Source organism: Kitasatospora sp. NPDC001527, assembly GCF_040298605.1.
Classification (GTDB): Bacteria; Actinomycetota; Actinomycetes; order Streptomycetales; family Streptomycetaceae; genus Kitasatospora.
In genome coordinates, this window is sequence record NZ_JBEPAM010000003.1 from 75,408 (window position 1) to 91,452 (window position 16,045).

Annotated in this window: 13 protein-coding genes; 5 read left to right on the plus strand and 8 right to left on the minus strand. The window is 74.5% G+C overall.

Features of this window, described 5'->3' with window-relative positions; genetic code table 11:
• Positions 1-51: 51 nt before the first annotated feature.
• The 5 genes from ABT238_RS03905 to ABT238_RS03925 all read right to left on the minus strand — a co-directional run bounded on the left by ABT238_RS03905 (position 52) and on the right by ABT238_RS03925 (position 4,846).
• Positions 52-1,227: a 3-deoxy-7-phosphoheptulonate synthase gene (locus tag ABT238_RS03905; protein WP_350755448.1), complete on the minus strand. Its 1,176-nt coding sequence runs from the start codon at positions 1,225-1,227 to the stop codon at positions 52-54.
• 36 nt (positions 1,228-1,263) lie between these two features.
• On the minus strand, positions 1,264-1,752 hold the full coding sequence (locus ABT238_RS03910) for a PhzA/PhzB family protein (protein ID WP_350560209.1): 489 nt from the start codon (positions 1,750-1,752) through the stop codon (positions 1,264-1,266).
• Between the two features lie 303 nt (positions 1,753-2,055).
• The gene (locus tag ABT238_RS03915; RefSeq protein ID WP_350755449.1) at positions 2,056-3,351 is read right to left on the minus strand and encodes an NAD(P)/FAD-dependent oxidoreductase; all 1,296 of its coding nucleotides are present in this window, start codon (positions 3,349-3,351) and stop codon (positions 2,056-2,058) included.
• The gene (locus tag ABT238_RS03920) at positions 3,351-3,674 is read right to left on the minus strand and encodes a 2Fe-2S iron-sulfur cluster-binding protein (RefSeq protein ID WP_350560213.1); all 324 of its coding nucleotides are present in this window, start codon (positions 3,672-3,674) and stop codon (positions 3,351-3,353) included. The genes ABT238_RS03915 and ABT238_RS03920 overlap by 1 nt, the downstream gene beginning before the upstream one ends.
• A 248-nt stretch (positions 3,675-3,922) precedes the next feature.
• Complete coding sequence (locus tag ABT238_RS03925; protein ID WP_350560215.1) at positions 3,923-4,846, minus strand: LysR family transcriptional regulator; 924 nt, start codon at positions 4,844-4,846, stop codon at positions 3,923-3,925.
• A gap of 235 nt (positions 4,847-5,081) precedes the next feature.
• On the opposite strand from ABT238_RS03925, the gene ABT238_RS03930 reads away from it, so the two are divergent.
• The 4 genes from ABT238_RS03930 (at position 5,082) to cydC (ending at position 11,029) form a co-directional block, all read left to right on the plus strand.
• Complete coding sequence (locus ABT238_RS03930; protein ID WP_350560217.1) at positions 5,082-6,377, plus strand: cytochrome ubiquinol oxidase subunit I; 1,296 nt, start codon at positions 5,082-5,084, stop codon at positions 6,375-6,377.
• Positions 6,378-6,437: 60 nt separating this feature from the next.
• Complete coding sequence (locus tag ABT238_RS03935) at positions 6,438-7,472, plus strand: cytochrome d ubiquinol oxidase subunit II (protein ID WP_350755450.1); 1,035 nt, start codon at positions 6,438-6,440, stop codon at positions 7,470-7,472.
• Between the two features lie 171 nt (positions 7,473-7,643).
• On the plus strand, positions 7,644-9,362 hold the full coding sequence (cydD, locus tag ABT238_RS03940) for a thiol reductant ABC exporter subunit CydD (protein ID WP_350755451.1): 1,719 nt from the start codon (positions 7,644-7,646) through the stop codon (positions 9,360-9,362).
• Complete coding sequence (gene cydC / locus ABT238_RS03945) at positions 9,359-11,029, plus strand: thiol reductant ABC exporter subunit CydC (RefSeq protein WP_350755452.1); 1,671 nt, start codon at positions 9,359-9,361, stop codon at positions 11,027-11,029. Before cydD ends, cydC begins: the two co-directional genes overlap by 4 nt.
• A 249-nt stretch (positions 11,030-11,278) precedes the next feature.
• On the opposite strand, the gene ABT238_RS03950 is transcribed toward cydC, so the two are convergent.
• On the minus strand, positions 11,279-12,634 hold the full coding sequence (locus ABT238_RS03950) for an AfsR/SARP family transcriptional regulator (RefSeq protein ID WP_350560225.1): 1,356 nt from the start codon (positions 12,632-12,634) through the stop codon (positions 11,279-11,281).
• 107 nt (positions 12,635-12,741) lie between these two features.
• Here ABT238_RS03950 and ABT238_RS03955 point away from each other — a divergent pair, with 107 nt between their 5' ends.
• Entirely contained in the window at positions 12,742-13,629 is an 888-nt protein-coding gene (locus tag ABT238_RS03955) for a macro domain-containing protein (RefSeq protein WP_350755453.1), read from the plus strand.
• 94 nt (positions 13,630-13,723) lie between these two features.
• Here ABT238_RS03955 and ABT238_RS03960 read toward each other — a convergent pair whose 3' ends face one another.
• Both ABT238_RS03960 and ABT238_RS03965 read right to left on the minus strand, forming a co-directional pair.
• On the minus strand, positions 13,724-14,425 hold the full coding sequence (locus ABT238_RS03960; RefSeq protein ID WP_350560229.1) for a TIR domain-containing protein: 702 nt from the start codon (positions 14,423-14,425) through the stop codon (positions 13,724-13,726).
• 32 nt (positions 14,426-14,457) lie between these two features.
• On the minus strand, positions 14,458-16,029 hold the full coding sequence (locus tag ABT238_RS03965) for an AbeC-like domain-containing protein (protein ID WP_350560231.1): 1,572 nt from the start codon (positions 16,027-16,029) through the stop codon (positions 14,458-14,460).
• Between the last annotated feature and the right edge of the window lie 16 nt (positions 16,030-16,045).

Below are 16,045 nucleotides of genomic sequence, written 5' to 3' on the forward strand. Positions count from 1 at the left end.
CGGGGCGGCGTGGTGCCGCGGTCATGGGGGGCCGTGGTGCGGCGGACCGGGTCAGGCGGTCCAGGAGGACACCACGGCGACGGCCTGGCCCGGGTTGAGGCGGGGGTCGCAGCGGGAGGTGTAGCGCTCGCCGACGGAGCCGAGGTCGGCCTCGGTGGACGCGCACTCGGTGACGTCGTCCGGGGTGGTCTCCAGGTGCAGTCCGCCGGCCACGCCGCCGGCGCCGCGCACCGCCTCGACGAACCGGGCGACCTCCAGCGCGACGGTCTCCACCAGGCGGGTCTTGAGTCCCCCGGGGGCCGCGAAGGTGTTGCCGTGCACGGGGTCGCTGAGCCAGACCACGGGGTGGCCGGCGCCGCGGACGGCGTCGACGAGTTTCGGCAGGCGGTCCGCGACGGCCTCGGCGCCCATCCGGGCGATCAGGGTGAGGCGGCCGGGGTCGCGCCAGGGGTCGAGCTTCTCGCAGAGGGCGAGCAGCTCGTCCGGTTCCACGGTGGGGCCGACCTTGCAGGCCACCGGGTTGGCGACCTGGGCGAGCAGGGCCACGTGGGCGCCCTCGACCTGGCGGGTGCGCTCGCCGATCCACGGCCAGTGGGTCGAGCCGAGGAACAGCCGGCCCTTGTCGTCGACGCGCAGCATCGGCGTCTCGTAGTCGAGCAGCAGCGCCTCGTGGCTGGTCCACACCAGGGGCTCGACCACGTCGCGGCCGGCCGCGCGGTCGCGCCAGCCGAGGTGCTCGACGATGTCACCGGCCGCCATGTAGCCGGTGAGGATGCGCAGCGGGTCGGGCCGGCGGGCCTCCGGGTCCGGCTCCGGCCCGTTCACCATGTGCCCCCGGAAGACCGGGAGTTCGATCCCGTCGACGACTTCGGTGGGCCTGGAGCGGGGCTTGGCGAACTGTCCCGCGATACGGCCCGCGCGGATGACGGGCTGACCGGTTCGCAGACCGAGCGTCCCGGCGAGCAGGTCGAGCAGCGCGGTCTTTCGCGCCACATGTTGACGTGTACATTCCTGAGGATCCTCGGCACAGTCCCCCGACTGGAGCACCAGCGCTTCGCCGGCCGCCACTTTTCCCAGCAGGGCGCGCAAGGTCGCCAGCTCGTCCGGCTGGACCAGGGCGGGACGCGAGGCCAGCGCCTCGCCCACCCGGCTGACCTGGAGGAGGTCGCTCCATTCGGGTTGATGCAAAGCCCCGCGGATGCGAATCTCCCGTATGACGTCTTCCACGACGCACTCCGATCCGGCGGTGGTTCTCTGGAATTGTCAGGTGGGTATTCCGGTGCGCTTGATCTCCGGCACCGGAATCCCGAGCGCGCGCAGCTGCCGGAACGGGTTCATGAACTCCCGCTGCAGCTTTATCAGCCCGTTCTCCATTTCGAAGGAATGGATGAAGTGGTTCTCGTACCAACCGTCCGGGTAGTCACCGAAGAGGATCTTCCCGCGGCCGTCGCACTCCACCCAGAAACGGTTCGGGTCCTGGGTCTCGAAGATCTCGATGTTGTACCACTCCCAGTCCGGGAAGCACTTCAGCGACCAGACGGCGTGCTCGCCCAGGCGGTCCCGGCCGCGGGTGGCCACCGGGGAGCCGGTGTCGGTGGTCCACAGGCCGCCGACGCCGTCCTCGGTGAACAGCTCGTGCCGGCGCAGCCGGTCCTGGCCGAGGGTGTGCATGTACCGCTCGACGGTGGCCCGGTTGAGGCGGCGCAGCGCGGCCTCGCCGGTGAATCCCTGCGGGCTGGCGGATTCGGGCACGGTGGTATCCCCTGTTTGTTATTCGGGTGAGTGAATGAGCAAGCAAGCGATCTTGTTGAATCCTGCCTCACCGGCAGATGCTTCCGCAACAGCCACCTATGAACTAACTGTGAAGGTTCGATCGCCGGAACACCGGCCCGGGGGTGGCCGAAAACCGTCCGGCATTAAATGACGTTTGTTCTTCTGCTTCACCTTTGAAAGGCGTGGGGCCGGTGGTGTTCGGAATCCGGTATTCCCGTTGTCCGGCGCCCGCCCCGCGGTGCGGCGGGGCGGGCGCCGGCCCGCGGGCAAGGTCCTGGCCGGTCAGCCCACCGGTACCTCGGTGCCGCCGCGGTGGCTCGCCAGGTGGCCGCGGAGGGTGAAACCGGGGGCGGTGGCATCGACCGGATCCAGCACCACGCCTCGGTCAAGGAGCCGCCGGGCCGCCAGGTGGTCGGCCGGGCGGTTCACCGACTCCACCGCCTGCAGTTCACCGGCGCGGAACAGCAGCACCGAGAAGGCGTCCGGGTCGTCGCCGAGCACCACCTCGGTGTCGTGGCCCTCGTTCAGGCCGGCGATCTGCACGGTGGTGGCGAACTGGTCGCTCCAGAACCACGGCAGTTCGCGGTAGCCGCCGGCCGTGCCGGTCAGCCGGGCGGCCACCGCCTCGGCGTGGCCGACGGCGTTCTGCACCGACTCCAGCCGCAGCAGGTTGCCCGAGCGCACCTGGGGGAACGCCGCGCAGTCGCCGATCGCCGAGATGTGCGGGTCACCGGTCAGCAGCCGGGAGTCGACGACGATGCCGCCGCTCACCCGCAGCCCGGCCTCGGCCGCGAGACCGGTGCGCGGGACCACGCCGATGCCGGCCAGCACCAGGTCGGCCTCCAGGCTGTCGCCGTCGGCCAGTTCCACCACCGCGACCCGGCCGTACTCGTCGCCGTGCAGGGCGGCGACCCCCCGGCCGAACAGCAGCCGGGTGCCCTCACGGCGGTGCAGCCGGGTGAAGTGCTCGGCGGTACGGGCCGAGACCGCCCGGGCGAGCGGGCGGTCCAGGGCCTCGACCACCGTCACCTCGCAGCCGGCCCGCCGCGCGGCGGCGGCGAACTCCAGGCCGATGAACCCGGCGCCCACCACCACCGCGTGCCGGGCGGCGCCGAGCGAGGACCGCAGGGCGGCGGCGTCCCGGGCGGTGCGCAGCGTGTGCACGCCGTCCAGCCCGGCCCCCGGCACGGCGAGCGTGCGCGGGGTGGCCCCGGTGGCCAGCACCAGGTGGTCGTAGCCGTACACCGAGCCGTCGGCGAGCCGGACCGTGCGGGCGTCCGGGTCGAGCGCCGTCACCGAGCCCGCGACCAGCTCGATCGACCGGCGCGCGTAGTAGCTCACCGGCCGCAGCCACAGCTGGGTCTCGTCCGCCTCCCCGTGCAGGTAGGCCTTGGACAACGGAGGTCTCTCGTAGGGGAGTTCGTCCTCGTCGTCGATCAGCACCAGCCTTCCCCGGTAGCCGCGTTCGCGCAGCGAGGCGGCCGTCTGGTAGCCGCCCTGGCCGGCTCCGACGACGACCACCGACGCGGGGTGGCCGGGCCCGGGACGCTCCGACGCGGGGCCGGTGGCGTAGGCCATCACCTCTGCCGCTCGGGGAGGTGGACGATCAGGCCGTCCAGGGCCTCGGTCACCGTGAGCTGGCAGCTGAGCCGGCTGTTGGGCCGGCGCTCGCAGGCGGTGAAGTCCAGCATGTCGTCCTCGTCCTCCCGGATCGGCTCCGGCTTGTCGAGCGTCGACTCGTCGACGTAGACGTGGCAGGTGGCGCACTGGAGGTTGCCGCCGCACTGGGCGACGATGCCGTCCACGTCATTGAAGACGGCACCGCGCATGACGCTGGTGCCGACCGGGACGTCGATGGTGCGCTCCGTCGTGTCGACGGCGACGTAGGTGATCTTGGGCATGACGGGACTCCTCGATGGTGCCCGGGCGTGCGCGAGGCGCGCCGGAAACGCGGGCACCGGTCACGTGACGAAGGGGTGGCAGGACGGCTGCCGGTGGGTGGCTCAGAGGGCGTCTCCCCCGCCAACCCGCCTTCTCCTACCGACCGTTCGGACACGCGACGCCCTCGGTCGGGAACACGGCAGCGCGTTCGAGCGTAGCAAAGGACCCAGGGGCGCGCCAGGATCGATCATCCGCGCCCCGGGCACGCTCAGGCCCGCCCGCGGAACACCCTGGGATCCGGCCGACGGTGCGTCATCAGCGGCCTGCTGATGGTGAATTCCCGGAACCGGCGGGCCGCCTCGGAGTGGTAGGAGGCCCGGTTCCAGACCAGGGTGAGCACCCGGTAGCAGTTCGCGGCCTCCACGTGCACCCAGGCCACCGGGACATGGGTGTCGGTGCCGGCCAGCCGGGACATCGCCGGGATGAGGCCGATACCGAGCCCGCTGCTGATCATGTCCTGACTGGCGCCCGGCTCGTCCCCCTCGCAGGACAGCCGCGGGGTGAGCCCCTCGGTCGCGAACAGCCGGTCCAGCAGGGCGCGTTGCCAGTGGCCGCGGCGGGTGGTGACGAACGGTTCGTCGGCGATCTCGGCGATGGTCACGCTCTCCCGGCCGTCCAGCCAGTGCCCGCGCGGCACGGCCAGCAGCACCTCCTCGCGGAGCAGTTCGACGGCCTCCAGGTCCGGTCCGGCCAGCGGCTGCGAGGCGACGCAGAAGTCGACCTCCCCGGCGCGCAGCTGGCGGTCCATCTCCTCGACGTTGGACTGGAACAGCCGCACCTCGGCGCCCGGGAAGGCGGTCCGGAAGCCGCCCATCAGATGGGTGACGGTCAGCAGCGTCTCGGAGGCCACGCCGACCCGGCCGAGGCCGGTCTCCCGGGCCTCCCGCAGCGCCCGTCGCCCGTCGTCGAGCTCGCTCAGCGCGCGGTCGACGTGGCGCAGGAACACCGCGCCGTACTGGTTGAGCCGGATCCGCCGGCCCAGCCGGTCGAAGAGCGGGGTGCCCAGCTCGGCCTCCAGCCGGGCGATGGTGCGGCTGAGCGAGGGCTGGGCGACGTTCAGCTCCTCGGCGGCGCGGCTGATGTGCTCGAAACGGGCGACGGCCTGGAAGTGGCGCAGTTGCAGCAAATCCACGGTTCACCTCTGCTGATGCCTGACGGGTTATCCGCACATAGCAAAACCGGTCTTGGAACGCATAAGCAATCCTCGCCTAACGTCCTCGGTGGGGTTCGTCGCCGCGGGTGGCGGGCAGCGCCGCTGCCCGCCACCCGCACACGCGAGGCGGGGACCCCGTCCCCCTCCTCCGCTTCCCGTCCTCCTCATCCGTCCGCCGCCCCGGAGGCCCACCGCCCCCCAGGAAGGTCGCATCATGAGCGCTGCGGATCTGGCCCGACTCCAGTTCGCGGCCACCACCAGCGTGCACTGGCTCTTCGTCATCCTCACCATGGGGCTGGTCCCCCTGGTCGCGTTCATGCACACCCGGGCCGCGTACACCCGGGACCCGGCCACCCGGGCGGTGCGCGAGCGGATGACCCGCTTCTGGGGCCAGCTCTACGTCATCAACTACGCGGTCGGCATCGTCACCGGCCTCGTCATGGAGTTCCAGTTCGGCCTCAGCTGGAGCGGACTGAGCAAGTTCGCCGGCAACGTCTTCGGCGCCCCGCTGGCGCTGGAGACCCTGATCGCCTTCTTCGCCGAGTCCACCTTCCTCGGCATGTGGATCTTCGGCTGGGGCCGGATGCGCCGCGGCGTGCACGTCGCGCTGATCTGGCTGGTCGCGCTCACCGCGTACGCCTCGGCGTTCTGGATCCTGATCGCCAACGGCTTCCTCCAGCACCCGGTCGGCTACGAGGTGCGCGACGGCGCCGCCTACCTGACCGACTTCGGCGCGCTGCTGACCAACGCCAACGCCCTGGTGGCCCTCGGCCACGTCGCGCTGGCCGCGCTCACCACCGGCGGCATCTTCGTCGCCGGCATCAGCGCCTGGCACTTCGCCAAGGGCACCCGGGAGACCGCGCTGTTCCGCGGCTCGCTGCGGCTGGGCGTCTGGGTGAGCATGCTGTCCTCGTTCTTCGTCATCATCGTCGGCAACCTGCAGGTCCCGGTGATCGAGCGGACCCAGCCGATGAAGGCCGCCCTCCTCGACGGCGGCGGCGTCGCCGAGGAGCAGGCGCGGCTGGTCGCCCAGTACGGGCCCGGGGACTACGTGCCCTGGCAGGGCTGGGTGAAGAACTCGATGGACCTGATGACGATCCTCGGCAACACCGTCTCGACCATCACGTTCATCGCCGTCTTCCTGCTGCTGAAGGACCTGCTGGTGCGCCGGCGCTGGCTCGCCTACCTGATGACCGCGATCATCCCGCTGCCCTTCATCGCCTCCGTCGGCGGCTGGGTGGTGCGCGAGATCGGCCGCCAGCCGTGGCTGGTCTACGGCGAGCTGACCGTCGACGACGCGCTCTCCCACGTCGGCCGGGGATCCCTGGCGGTGTCCTGCGCGGTGTTCACCGCCGTCTTCGTCGCCCTCGCGGTGACCAACTGGACGCTGATCACCCGCTTCGCCCGGCGCGGCCCGGACGGCGCCCAACTCGGCGCCGGCGATCCGCTCGGCGACGACCTGCCCGGTGCGGGCGGCGCCGACGAGAAGCAGCCGGTCCCGGTCTTCTGAGCCCGGCGACGGATCCCGCACCGAGATGAACTCCCCTGACGTGACGGAAGGTTGGGCGACATGAGCCTGGAGACCCTCTGGCTGGCCCTGCTCGGCCTGCTGCTCGCCGGCTACTTCGTGCTCGGCGGCTACGACTACGGCGCGCAGATGCTCTCCCCGTTCCTCGGCTCCACCGCCGCGGCACCGGAACAGGACCGGGGCCCGGGAGGGCGCAACGCCGCGCTGGACGCGATCGCCCCGTTCTTCCTCGGCAACGAGGTGTGGCTGGTCGCCTTCGCCGGCGTGATGTTCGGCGCCTTCCCGCACCTGGAGGGCAGCCTGCTCTCCGGCCTCTACCCGCTGATCGTGGCGATCCTGGCCGGCCTGGTGGTCGGCAACGCCGCGGTCCAGCTGCGCGGCCGCTCCCGCGGCGCCCGGGCACTGCGCGTCTGGAACGCCCTGGTGGTGTTCGGCGGCGCGCTGCCCGCCGTCGGCTGGGGCCTCGTGGTCGGCCTGCTGCTGCACGGCGTGCCCCGCCGCGCGGACGGCTCCTTCCACCTCGGGATCGGGGACGTCCTCGCGCCGTTCCCGCTGACCTGCGGCGTGGCCACCGCTCTGCTCTTCGCCGGGCACGGCGCGGCCTTCATCGCGATCCGATCCGAACCCGAACCCGCCGCCGCCGCACGGCGGGTGGGCGCCACCCTGATCGCCGCGGCGGGCGCCGCGAGCGCCCTCGCCCTGGTGCTCTCGCTGTTCGGGGCGGGCGCCTCGATGACCAGGACGGCCACCTCGGCGGTGCTGTTCGCGCTCGTCGCCGCCGCCCTCGGCGCCGGCTGGTGGTTCCTCACCCGCGGCCGCGGCGCCCCGGCGTTCGCCGCCACCTGCGCCGCGACCGCGCTGCCGGTGCCGCTGATCGGGGCCGGCCAGTACCCGTACCTGCTGACCGCGGACTCCGGGGCCGGGATCACCGTCGACGAGGCCGTCGCCGACGAGGCCACCCTGAAGCTGCTGATCGGCTTCGGCGTGCTGGTCGTCCCGCTGATCCTGATCTACCAGGCCTGGAGCTGGTGGGCGTTCCGCGGCCGCACCGGCCGGCGCCACCCCAGCTACTTCTGACCGCCCGCCGTCGGCCGGCCGCCCCCCGGCGCCACCGGCCGACGGCCTCAGCCGGCTTCCGCGGCCCGACGGCCACCCGACCGGCCCGACCCGGGTCGCGGAAGCCGTCCGCACCGGGCCGCGGAAGCGATCCGCCCCGCACGCCGGGGACGACCCGGGAGGGAGCACGGGATGAAGCCGGCCGAACGCCGCCTGCGGCGCGAACTCCCGGTAGTGCGACACCACCTGACCACCGCGACCGCGCTCGCCCTGCTGGGCGCCGGGCTCGTCGTCGGCCAGGCCGGCCTGCTGGCCGGCCTGCTCGCGGACGGCTTCGCCGGGCGGAGCCCGGGGGCCGGCGCCCTCGCCGCCCTCGCCACCGTCCTCGCCCTGCGCGCCCTGCTCGCCTGGGCCCGCGGCGCCCTCGCCCAGCGCGCCGCCGCCGAGGCCAAGCGCGCCCTGCGCGAGCGCCTCACCGCCCGCCTCCGGCACACCGGCCCGCGCCGGCTGGCCGCCCGGCGGCACGGCGAGACGGCCACCCTGCTCACCCGCGGCCTGGACGCCCTCGACCCGTACCTCACCGGCTACCTGCCCACCATGGCCGCCACCGCCGCCGTCCCGCCCGTGGTCGTCGGGTGGCTGTGGTGGACCGACTGGACCTCCGCGCTGATCATCGTGATCACGCTCCCGCTGATCCCGGTGTTCGGCGCGCTCGTCGGGATGCACACCGCCCGCCGCACCGCCCGGCAGTGGCGGCTGCTCGCCCGGCTCGGCGGCCACTTCCTGGACGTCCTCGCCGGACTGCCCACGCTGCGCGCCTTCGGCCGCGAGCACCACCAGAGCGGCGTGGTGCGGGAGATGGCCGACGCCCACCGGCGGGCCACCATGCGGACCCTGCGGGTGGCCTTCCTCTCCTCCCTCGTCCTGGAGACCGTCGCCACCCTGTCGGTGGCGCTGGTCGCCGTCCCGGTCGGGCTGCGGCTGCTGGCCGGCGAACTGGACCTGCGCACCGCCCTGGTGGTGCTCTTCCTCGCCCCCGAGGCCTACCTGCCGCTGCGCGCGGCGGGCGCGGCCTTTCACGACAGCGCCGAGGGCCTCGCGGTGGCCGAGCGGGTCTTCGCCGTCCTGGACGAGGAGGAGCCCGCCGCGCGCCCCGCGCCGTCCCCCGTCCCCGGCCTCGGGACCGCGCGGCTTCGCCTGGACGGCGTGAGCGTCCACCACCCCGACCGCGCCGCACCGGCCCTCGACGGCGTCTCGCTCACCGTCCACCCCGGCGAGCACCTCGCCCTGGTGGGCCCGAGCGGCGCCGGCAAGTCCACCCTCCTCGCGCTGTTCCTCGGCTTCACCGCGCCCGGCGCGGGCCGGGTCCTGGTCGACGGCACCGACCTCGCCGCGCTCGATCCCGACGCCTGGCTCGCCCGGGTCGCCTGGGTGCCGCAGCGCCCGCACCTGTTCGCCGCGACCGTCGCCGACAACATCCGCCTCGGGCGCCCCGACGCGACCGACGCCGAGGTCCGCGCCGCCGCCCGGGCCGCCTGCGCCGACGGCTTCACCGAGGCGCTCCCGCAGGGCTACGACACCCCGCTCGGCGAGCACGGCGCCGGGCTGTCGGCCGGGCAGCGCCAGCGCATAGCCCTGGCCCGCGCCTTCCTCAAGGACGCCCCCGTCCTGCTGCTCGACGAACCGACCGCCCACCTCGACCCGGAGAGCGAGGCCGCCGTGACCAGGGCCACCGCCGACCTCATGCGCGGACGCACCGCGATCGTGGTCGCCCACCGCCGGAGCCTGCTGCCGCACGCCGACCGGATCGTCACCGTCCGGGCCGGCGTCCTCGACCCGGCCGGGCCCGCCCCGATCGCTCCGGCCCCGGCCGGCCCCGGCCCGGCCGCCGAAGGGCTGGTGCGCTCATGACCGCCGCACCGGCTTCCCGCCCCACCGTCCGCCTGCTGCGCCACCTCCTGCCGTACTGGCGCCGGCTGCTGCCCGCCGTCCTCGCCGCCGCCGGCAGCGAGCTCAGCGGCGCCGCCCTGATGGCCACCGCCGCCTGGCTGATCACCCGCGCCGCCGAACAGCCGCCGATCTCCGCCGTCGCCGTCGCGATCGTCGCCGTGCGCGCCCTCGCCCTCGGCCGCGGCACCCTGCGCTACGCCGACCGCCTGCTCGGCCACGACGGCGTGCTGCGCGCCGTCGCCGGCTTCCGCGCCCGGGTCTACGAGGCGCTCGTCCCGCTCGCCCCGGCCGGCACCCCGGCGCTGCGCGGCGGCGACCTGCTGATCCGCCTGGTCGACGACGTCGACGCCGCCCAGGACCTGCTGCTGCGCGTCCTCTTCCCGGTCACCGCGGCGGCCCTGGTCGCGGCGGCCGCCACCGGAACCGCCCTGGCGCTGCTGCCCGCCGCCGGGCTGCTGATCGGCGTGCTGCTCGCCGCGGCCGGCCTGCTGGTGCCCGCCCTGGTGCTCGCGCTGTCCCGGCGCACCGGGCACGCGGAGAAGGCCGCGCGCGCCGAACTCGCGGCGCTCACCGTCGACCTGACCGAGGGCGCGGCCGACCTCGCCGCGTACGGCGCCCGCGACCGCGCCCACCGGCGGGCCGCGGACGCCACCGCCCGGATCGCCGCCCTGGAGCGCCGCGCGGCGCTGACCACCTCGCTCGCCTCCGGCGTGGTCCTGCTGTTCCAGGCCGCCGCCACGGTCGGCACCACCTGGCTCGGCCTGCGCGCCCACGCCGACGGCCGGCTGCCCGCCGTCCTCGCGGTGCTCGCCCTGGTCTCCTTCGACGCCCTGGCCGGCCTGCCCGCCGCCGCCCGCCGGCTCGCCGGCGTCTGGGCCCGCGCCCGCCGGCTCGCCGACCTCATGGACACCCCGCCCCCGGTCACCGACCCGGCCGACCCGCTCCCGCTCCCCGCCGCCGGCCCGCTGGGCGTCGAGATCACCGACCTGCGGGTGCGTCACCGCCCCGACGGCCCCGCCGCCCTCGACGGCGTCAGCCTGCGCCTGCCGCCCGGCCGCCGGGTCGCCCTGGTCGGCGCCAGCGGCTCCGGCAAGTCCACGCTGATCGCGGCGCTGATGCGGTTCGTCCCGTACGAGAGCGGCAGCATCCGGGTCGGCGGCCGCGAACTGCGCGACTGCGCGGGCGCCGACGTCCGCCGGGTGATCACCGGCGTGACCCAGGACGCCCACGTCTTCCACACCACGATCCGGGCCAACCTGCGCCTGGCCCGCCCCGACGCCGCCGACGAGGACCTGCGCGAGGCCGCCCGCCGGGCCCGGCTGCTGGACTGGATCGAGTCGCTCCCCGACGGCTGGGAGACCATGCTCGGCGGGGACGGCGCCACCGTGTCCGGCGGCCAGCGCCGGCGCCTGCTGCTGGCCCGCGCCCTGCTCGCCGACCCGCCGGTGCTCGTCCTCGACGAACCCACCGAGGGCCTCGACCCGGACACCGCCGCCGCCGTCCTCGCCGACGTCCTGGACGCCACCCGCGGCCGCACCACCCTCCTGGTCACCCACGACCACGCCGCCCTCGCCGCCGTCGACGACGTCCTCACCCTCACCGCCGGCCGCCTCGCCCCCGCCCTCTGACCACCCCCGCCCGCCGGGGGGCGGGTGGGGGCACCACCCGCGCGTCCCTGATCGGAAGCGGGCCGGATCGGAAGCGGGCCGGAAGCCCCGGCGCCTTTCCCCGGAAGCGGCCGGACTGGTGTGCTGTCCTCCGGGAGCGGACGGCCCCGTGCGGGGGACGGCGCGGTCCGCTCCCGCCCGCCACCACCACGGGAGGGACGCATGCGGAGGCGCCGGCCACGACCCGCCGGAAGCCGCCCGGCCGGTCCGTCACCCGCACCCGTACGGTGCCTCCTGGAGGAAGCGCTCCAGCTCCAGCAGGTCGGTGCGGCGCAGGTCGTCCGGGTGCACCACGATCCGCAGCTCGGGCGCGACCGGAGTGCCGCCCAGACAGGCCCGGACGAAGGACTCCACGATCAGCTTGGCGAGCCGCCCGCGGTCCAGGTCCACGATCCGCGCGAGGCCGGAGCCGAGCATCGGCACCGCGACCGGACGGTACCGCCCGTGCAGGGCCACCGCCTCCCAGAGCCGTTCGAGGGCCAGCGCGAGGTACTCCGGACGCGACCTGGCCACCATGTCGTTGCCCAGCCGCGAGTACGCGGTGGCGAAGACCTGCCGGCGCCCGTGCGGCACCGCCACCGTCGTCCCGATCGGATACCGCAGCCGGCGCCCGTGGGGCTTGTCCCGGCTGCGCTCGCGCTCGACCACCGGCACGGACCGCAGGGCCCGCTCCAGCTCGGCGTCCAGCAGCTCGCCGCGGCCGCCGAAGAGCCGCTCCACGAGCTGCCCCTGGATGCTGGAGCGGCTGATCACCACGTCCTGGTCGATCTCGGTGTCGAAGGTGTCGGTGAAGCCCGCCACCAGATTGGCGTCCTCCTGCTCGAACAGGTCCCCGCACACCACCACGACCTCGACCGCCCGGTCGGGCAGCGCGATGCGCAGCAGCTCGTCGTCCCAGCGGCCCCGCAGCCTGGTGCGCAGCAGGCCGAGCTCGGAGGCCCAGGACGGGTCGTCCGGACGCTCCCGCACCGCCGCCTCGGCGACCGGCAGCGCGAGTTCGGGCCGGCCGAGCCTGACCCGGCAGGAGATCAGCTCCCGGCGGGCGGTGTCCTGCAGACCGGTCAGCCGGCGGATCAGCGGTTCGGCGAAGTCCTCGCCGGAGGCCTCGGCCAGCGGCCGGCCGCGGACCATGCCCAGCGCCTCCTCCAGCCGCCACGCGGCCATCGCCGGTCCGACCTGGAAGGACTCGTTGACCAGCTCGGTGAACCGGGCGCAGTCCAGCTCCGCCGCCGAGAGGCTCAGCCGGTAGGCGGTCTCCGACCCCCTGGGCGTCGAGAGCTGCTCGGTGCGCAGGACCCGTGCGCCGGCGAGCTGGTCGCCCCCGCCGATCGCGCGCCGCAGTTCGAACACCCGCTTCTGCACCTCGTTGCGGCCCCGCGCGCCCTGGCCCGGGAGGTCGGCCTGCCGGCCCCAGACGTCCCGGCGCAGTTGGCGGACCGGCACCGCCTCACCGTCCGCGGCCACCAGCCGGACCAGCAATCGCCTGGTCAGCGGCGTCAGGCGCACCGGAACCCCGTCGGACTCCACCCGCACAGGCCCCAGCACGCTCACGCGGACACCAGCCATCGGACCCCCCACCCGCCTCGTCCCCGGCCAGGAGCCGCCTCGCTCAAGGCACCGAGCAGGATAGCAACCGGTGTGCCGCGCTGGAACGTTGATGAAGGACGTGTCGGATGAGCGGTCGGTTTCCGGGCCGTTCGCCGGTGTCCCGGCGAACGGCGGCCGCCTTCCTGCGGAACACCGCGGCCGCCTTCGGTGGCGTGGCGGTGGCGGGCCAGCTCGCCGGGCCGCTCTTCCCGCACGGACTGCCCGCGCCCGGCTGGGTGACCGCCGGCGCGGCCGGGGCCTGCGTGCTCTGGGGCGCGGTGCGGGCGCGTCCGGTCCCGGTGGTGCGCCAGGAGTTCCGGCGGCCCGACATGACCGTGGTGGTGGAGGGCGGCGACCTCTTCACCGCCCCAGGTCACCTCGTCGTCGGCTTCTGCGACACCTTCGACACCGCCCCGGCGGACGGGCGCCTGATCGACGGGGGCAGTGTGCAGGCCCAGCTGCTGCGGCGGCGCTACGACGGGGACCCGGACCGGCTGGACGCCGAACTCGCCGACGCCCTGGCCGCGGTGGCCCCGCAGTCCCGTGAGCTCCGGGCGGACAAGCCGCTCGGCAAGCTCGACCGGTACCCGCTCGGCACCGTGGCCGTTCTCGGCCCCCCGTCGCGGCTGGTCTTCGCCACCGCCTACAGCCGGCTCGGCCGCGACCTGGTGGCGTCCTCCGGCGTCGAGGACCTCTGGTTCAGCCTCAACCGGCTCTGGGACGCCGTCGACCGGCGGGCCAGGACGGGCTCCGTGGCGATGCCGCTGGTGGGGTCGGGGCTCGCCCGGATGGACTACCTGGACCAGGACAGCCTGCTGCGGCTGATCCTGATGTCGTTCATCGCCCGCTCCCGGGAGGGCGCGGTCTGCCGGGAGCTGCGGGTCGTGCTGCGCCCGGCGGACCTCGCGAACGTCTCCATGCCGGAGGTCCGGGCGTTCCTGCGGAGCATGGCCGCGGGTCTGAGCGAGCGGTGACGGCGGCGGCCCGGCCGCGGTGTGCCACCGAGGCCGGGCCGTTGGCCCGTTGGCCCGTTGGTCCGTTGGGTCCGTTGGTCCGTTCGTCCCGGGGTCAGCCCCGGCGGCGGTAGGCCCCGAGGTCCCGGAACGGCTCGGTGTCCAGCCAGTCGTGGCCGCTGTCGTCCACCGGGCAGCCCGCCACCCTGAGCCGCTGCGCGACCTTCCGCAGCACGATGTTGAGGTCCGCCTCCGCGCTGAACCGGATCACGTTGCGGCCCGCCAGGTCGGAGGCCGGCCGGATGTCCCCGAACTCGAGGATCACCGTCCGATCGGGAAAGGCCATCAGCACCATGCCCAGCTCGATCAGCACGTTCTGGCGCGGCTGCCCGGCGGCCTCCCGCTCGTGCAGCGGCTCGGCCGGCCCCTTCAGGTCGTCGTGCAGCCGGGCGACGTCGTCCGGGGTGAGCAGGACGAGGGCGGCGCCGGCCACCGACGGCGCGTGGGCCACCACCTCGCCGATGAACGGGGAGGCCGTCCCGGTCGTCCCGACCAGGTGCTCCCACTCCAGGGGGTTCAGTCCCAGGCCGCGCAGCAGCCCGAACGCCTTGCGCCGCACCTGCTCGTCGCGGCCGTGGACCACGAAGACGTTGCGGCCGCGCTCGGCCGCGCTCGGCGGCGCCGTGTCCGCGCGCCGCCCGGCGGCCGGCCCGCCGTCCCCGCGGTTGACGGTCTTGCCGGTGGAGAAGTCGATGTTCCCGTTGCCGAAGTGGTTGCCGAAGACGGCTCCGCCGCGGCCCGCTTCATGGTCCGTCATGGGTCGGATGTCCTTGTCCGTGGTCCGGGGGATCAGTTGTTGACCTGCTTGTTCTGCGAGAAGTCGACGTCACCGGTGCCGAAGTGGTTGCCGGCCAGGACGGTGGTCTGGTTGCGCCGGTGGTCGGCCAGGTCGACCTGGTGCTCGCGCAGGAAGCGCTCGACGAGGTGCAGCAGCCGGCGCTCCACGATCCGGGTGTACTTCTCGGCGTCCGACTGCTGGAAGTAGTGGTGGTAGGTGTCGCTGCAGGCCAGCTCCCGGATGCTGGTGCGCGCGCCGCGGTTCACCGCGAGCGTCGCGTAGCGGCCGAGGCCGAACTCGCTGCGGTCCGCGACCCCGACGAGCTCGACCTCGTAGCGCCGGCCCTCCTGGTAGTGCCGCCGCATGCGCGCGAGGCCCCGCGACAGGAGGCCCAGGGGCAGCAGGATCCTCCAGGCCCGGCCCGCCACGTGCCGCAGGGAGTCCCAGGCGGCCTGCCGCAGCAGCCGTCCGTCCAGCCGCTCCGGCAGCCGGTCGACCAGGTGGAACTCGGAGACCACCGGGGTGAGCACATGGCTGTGGAACTCGGTGTGCAGGGTGTTCCCGCGGACGTCGAAGCCCACGAACACCGAGGTGACCACCTCCTCCTCCCAGGAGCCGATCCGGGCGCACAGGTACTCGCGCGCCGCGCCGTAGCCCTCCGCCCAGTGCTCGTCCCCGTCGTCGCCGATCGCGGGCAGCGGGCTCCAGCCCTCCCCCGCCGACCGGTCGTGCACGGTGACCGCCCGGGCGTACCGGTGGCGTTCGACGGTGAGCGTCGCGATCCGCTCGGACTCCCGTGCGGCGTCGCGCAGTTCGGCGGTGATGTGGTGCTGGACGAACGCGGCCAGCTCCGCGGCGTCGAAGGGGATGACGGGCCGGCGCCTGGTCACCACCGGGGCGGACGGCCCGTCGGCCGCGTCCGGAGCCGCCCGGCCGGTGAGCCGGGCGATGAGGTCCGCCGCGTCGTCGCCCTCCTCCGGGGCCCCGAGCAGCAGTTGCGCGTTCGACCACCGGTGCAGCCGGGACCCCGCTCCGACGAACGGCCGGTAGCCCCCGAAGTAGGCGACGCCGTCCCGGGCCGACTGCTCGCGGTCGATCTTCTCGACGAGGTCGTCGTCGAGGAGGCCGACCGCCGGGCGACCGCCGTCGAAGCCCCCGCCCGGCCCGGCCTTCTTGAGCCGGGTGACCAGGGTGTGCAGGGTGGCCACCCGGCGCAGGTAGTCGGCCGACCAGAACAGCCAGAAGCCGAGCACCAGCAGGGAGAGGGCCCCGAGCACACCGGTGAAGGCGAGCACGGCCAGGAGGGCGGCTCCGACCCCGATGTACACCCAGGAGTTGCGCTGCAGCGCGCGTGCCGCGAGGGCGTGCGCGAGCACCGGCACGGCGTCGTAGCCGAACGAGGGGGCCACCGCCCGGGCCCGGTTGGTCAGCAGTTCCCTGATGACCGCGCTGCGGTAGTCCGGATCGAGGTAGGTGCCCGCCGCGAGCAGCCGGGTGGCCCGGCTGCGGGAGTCCACCCCCGGGGGAGCGGTGGGCCCGGCCGGCCCCGGCGGCGCTGAGAGGGAGGCGCCATGGATCGTCATCTGTCCTTCAGAGCTC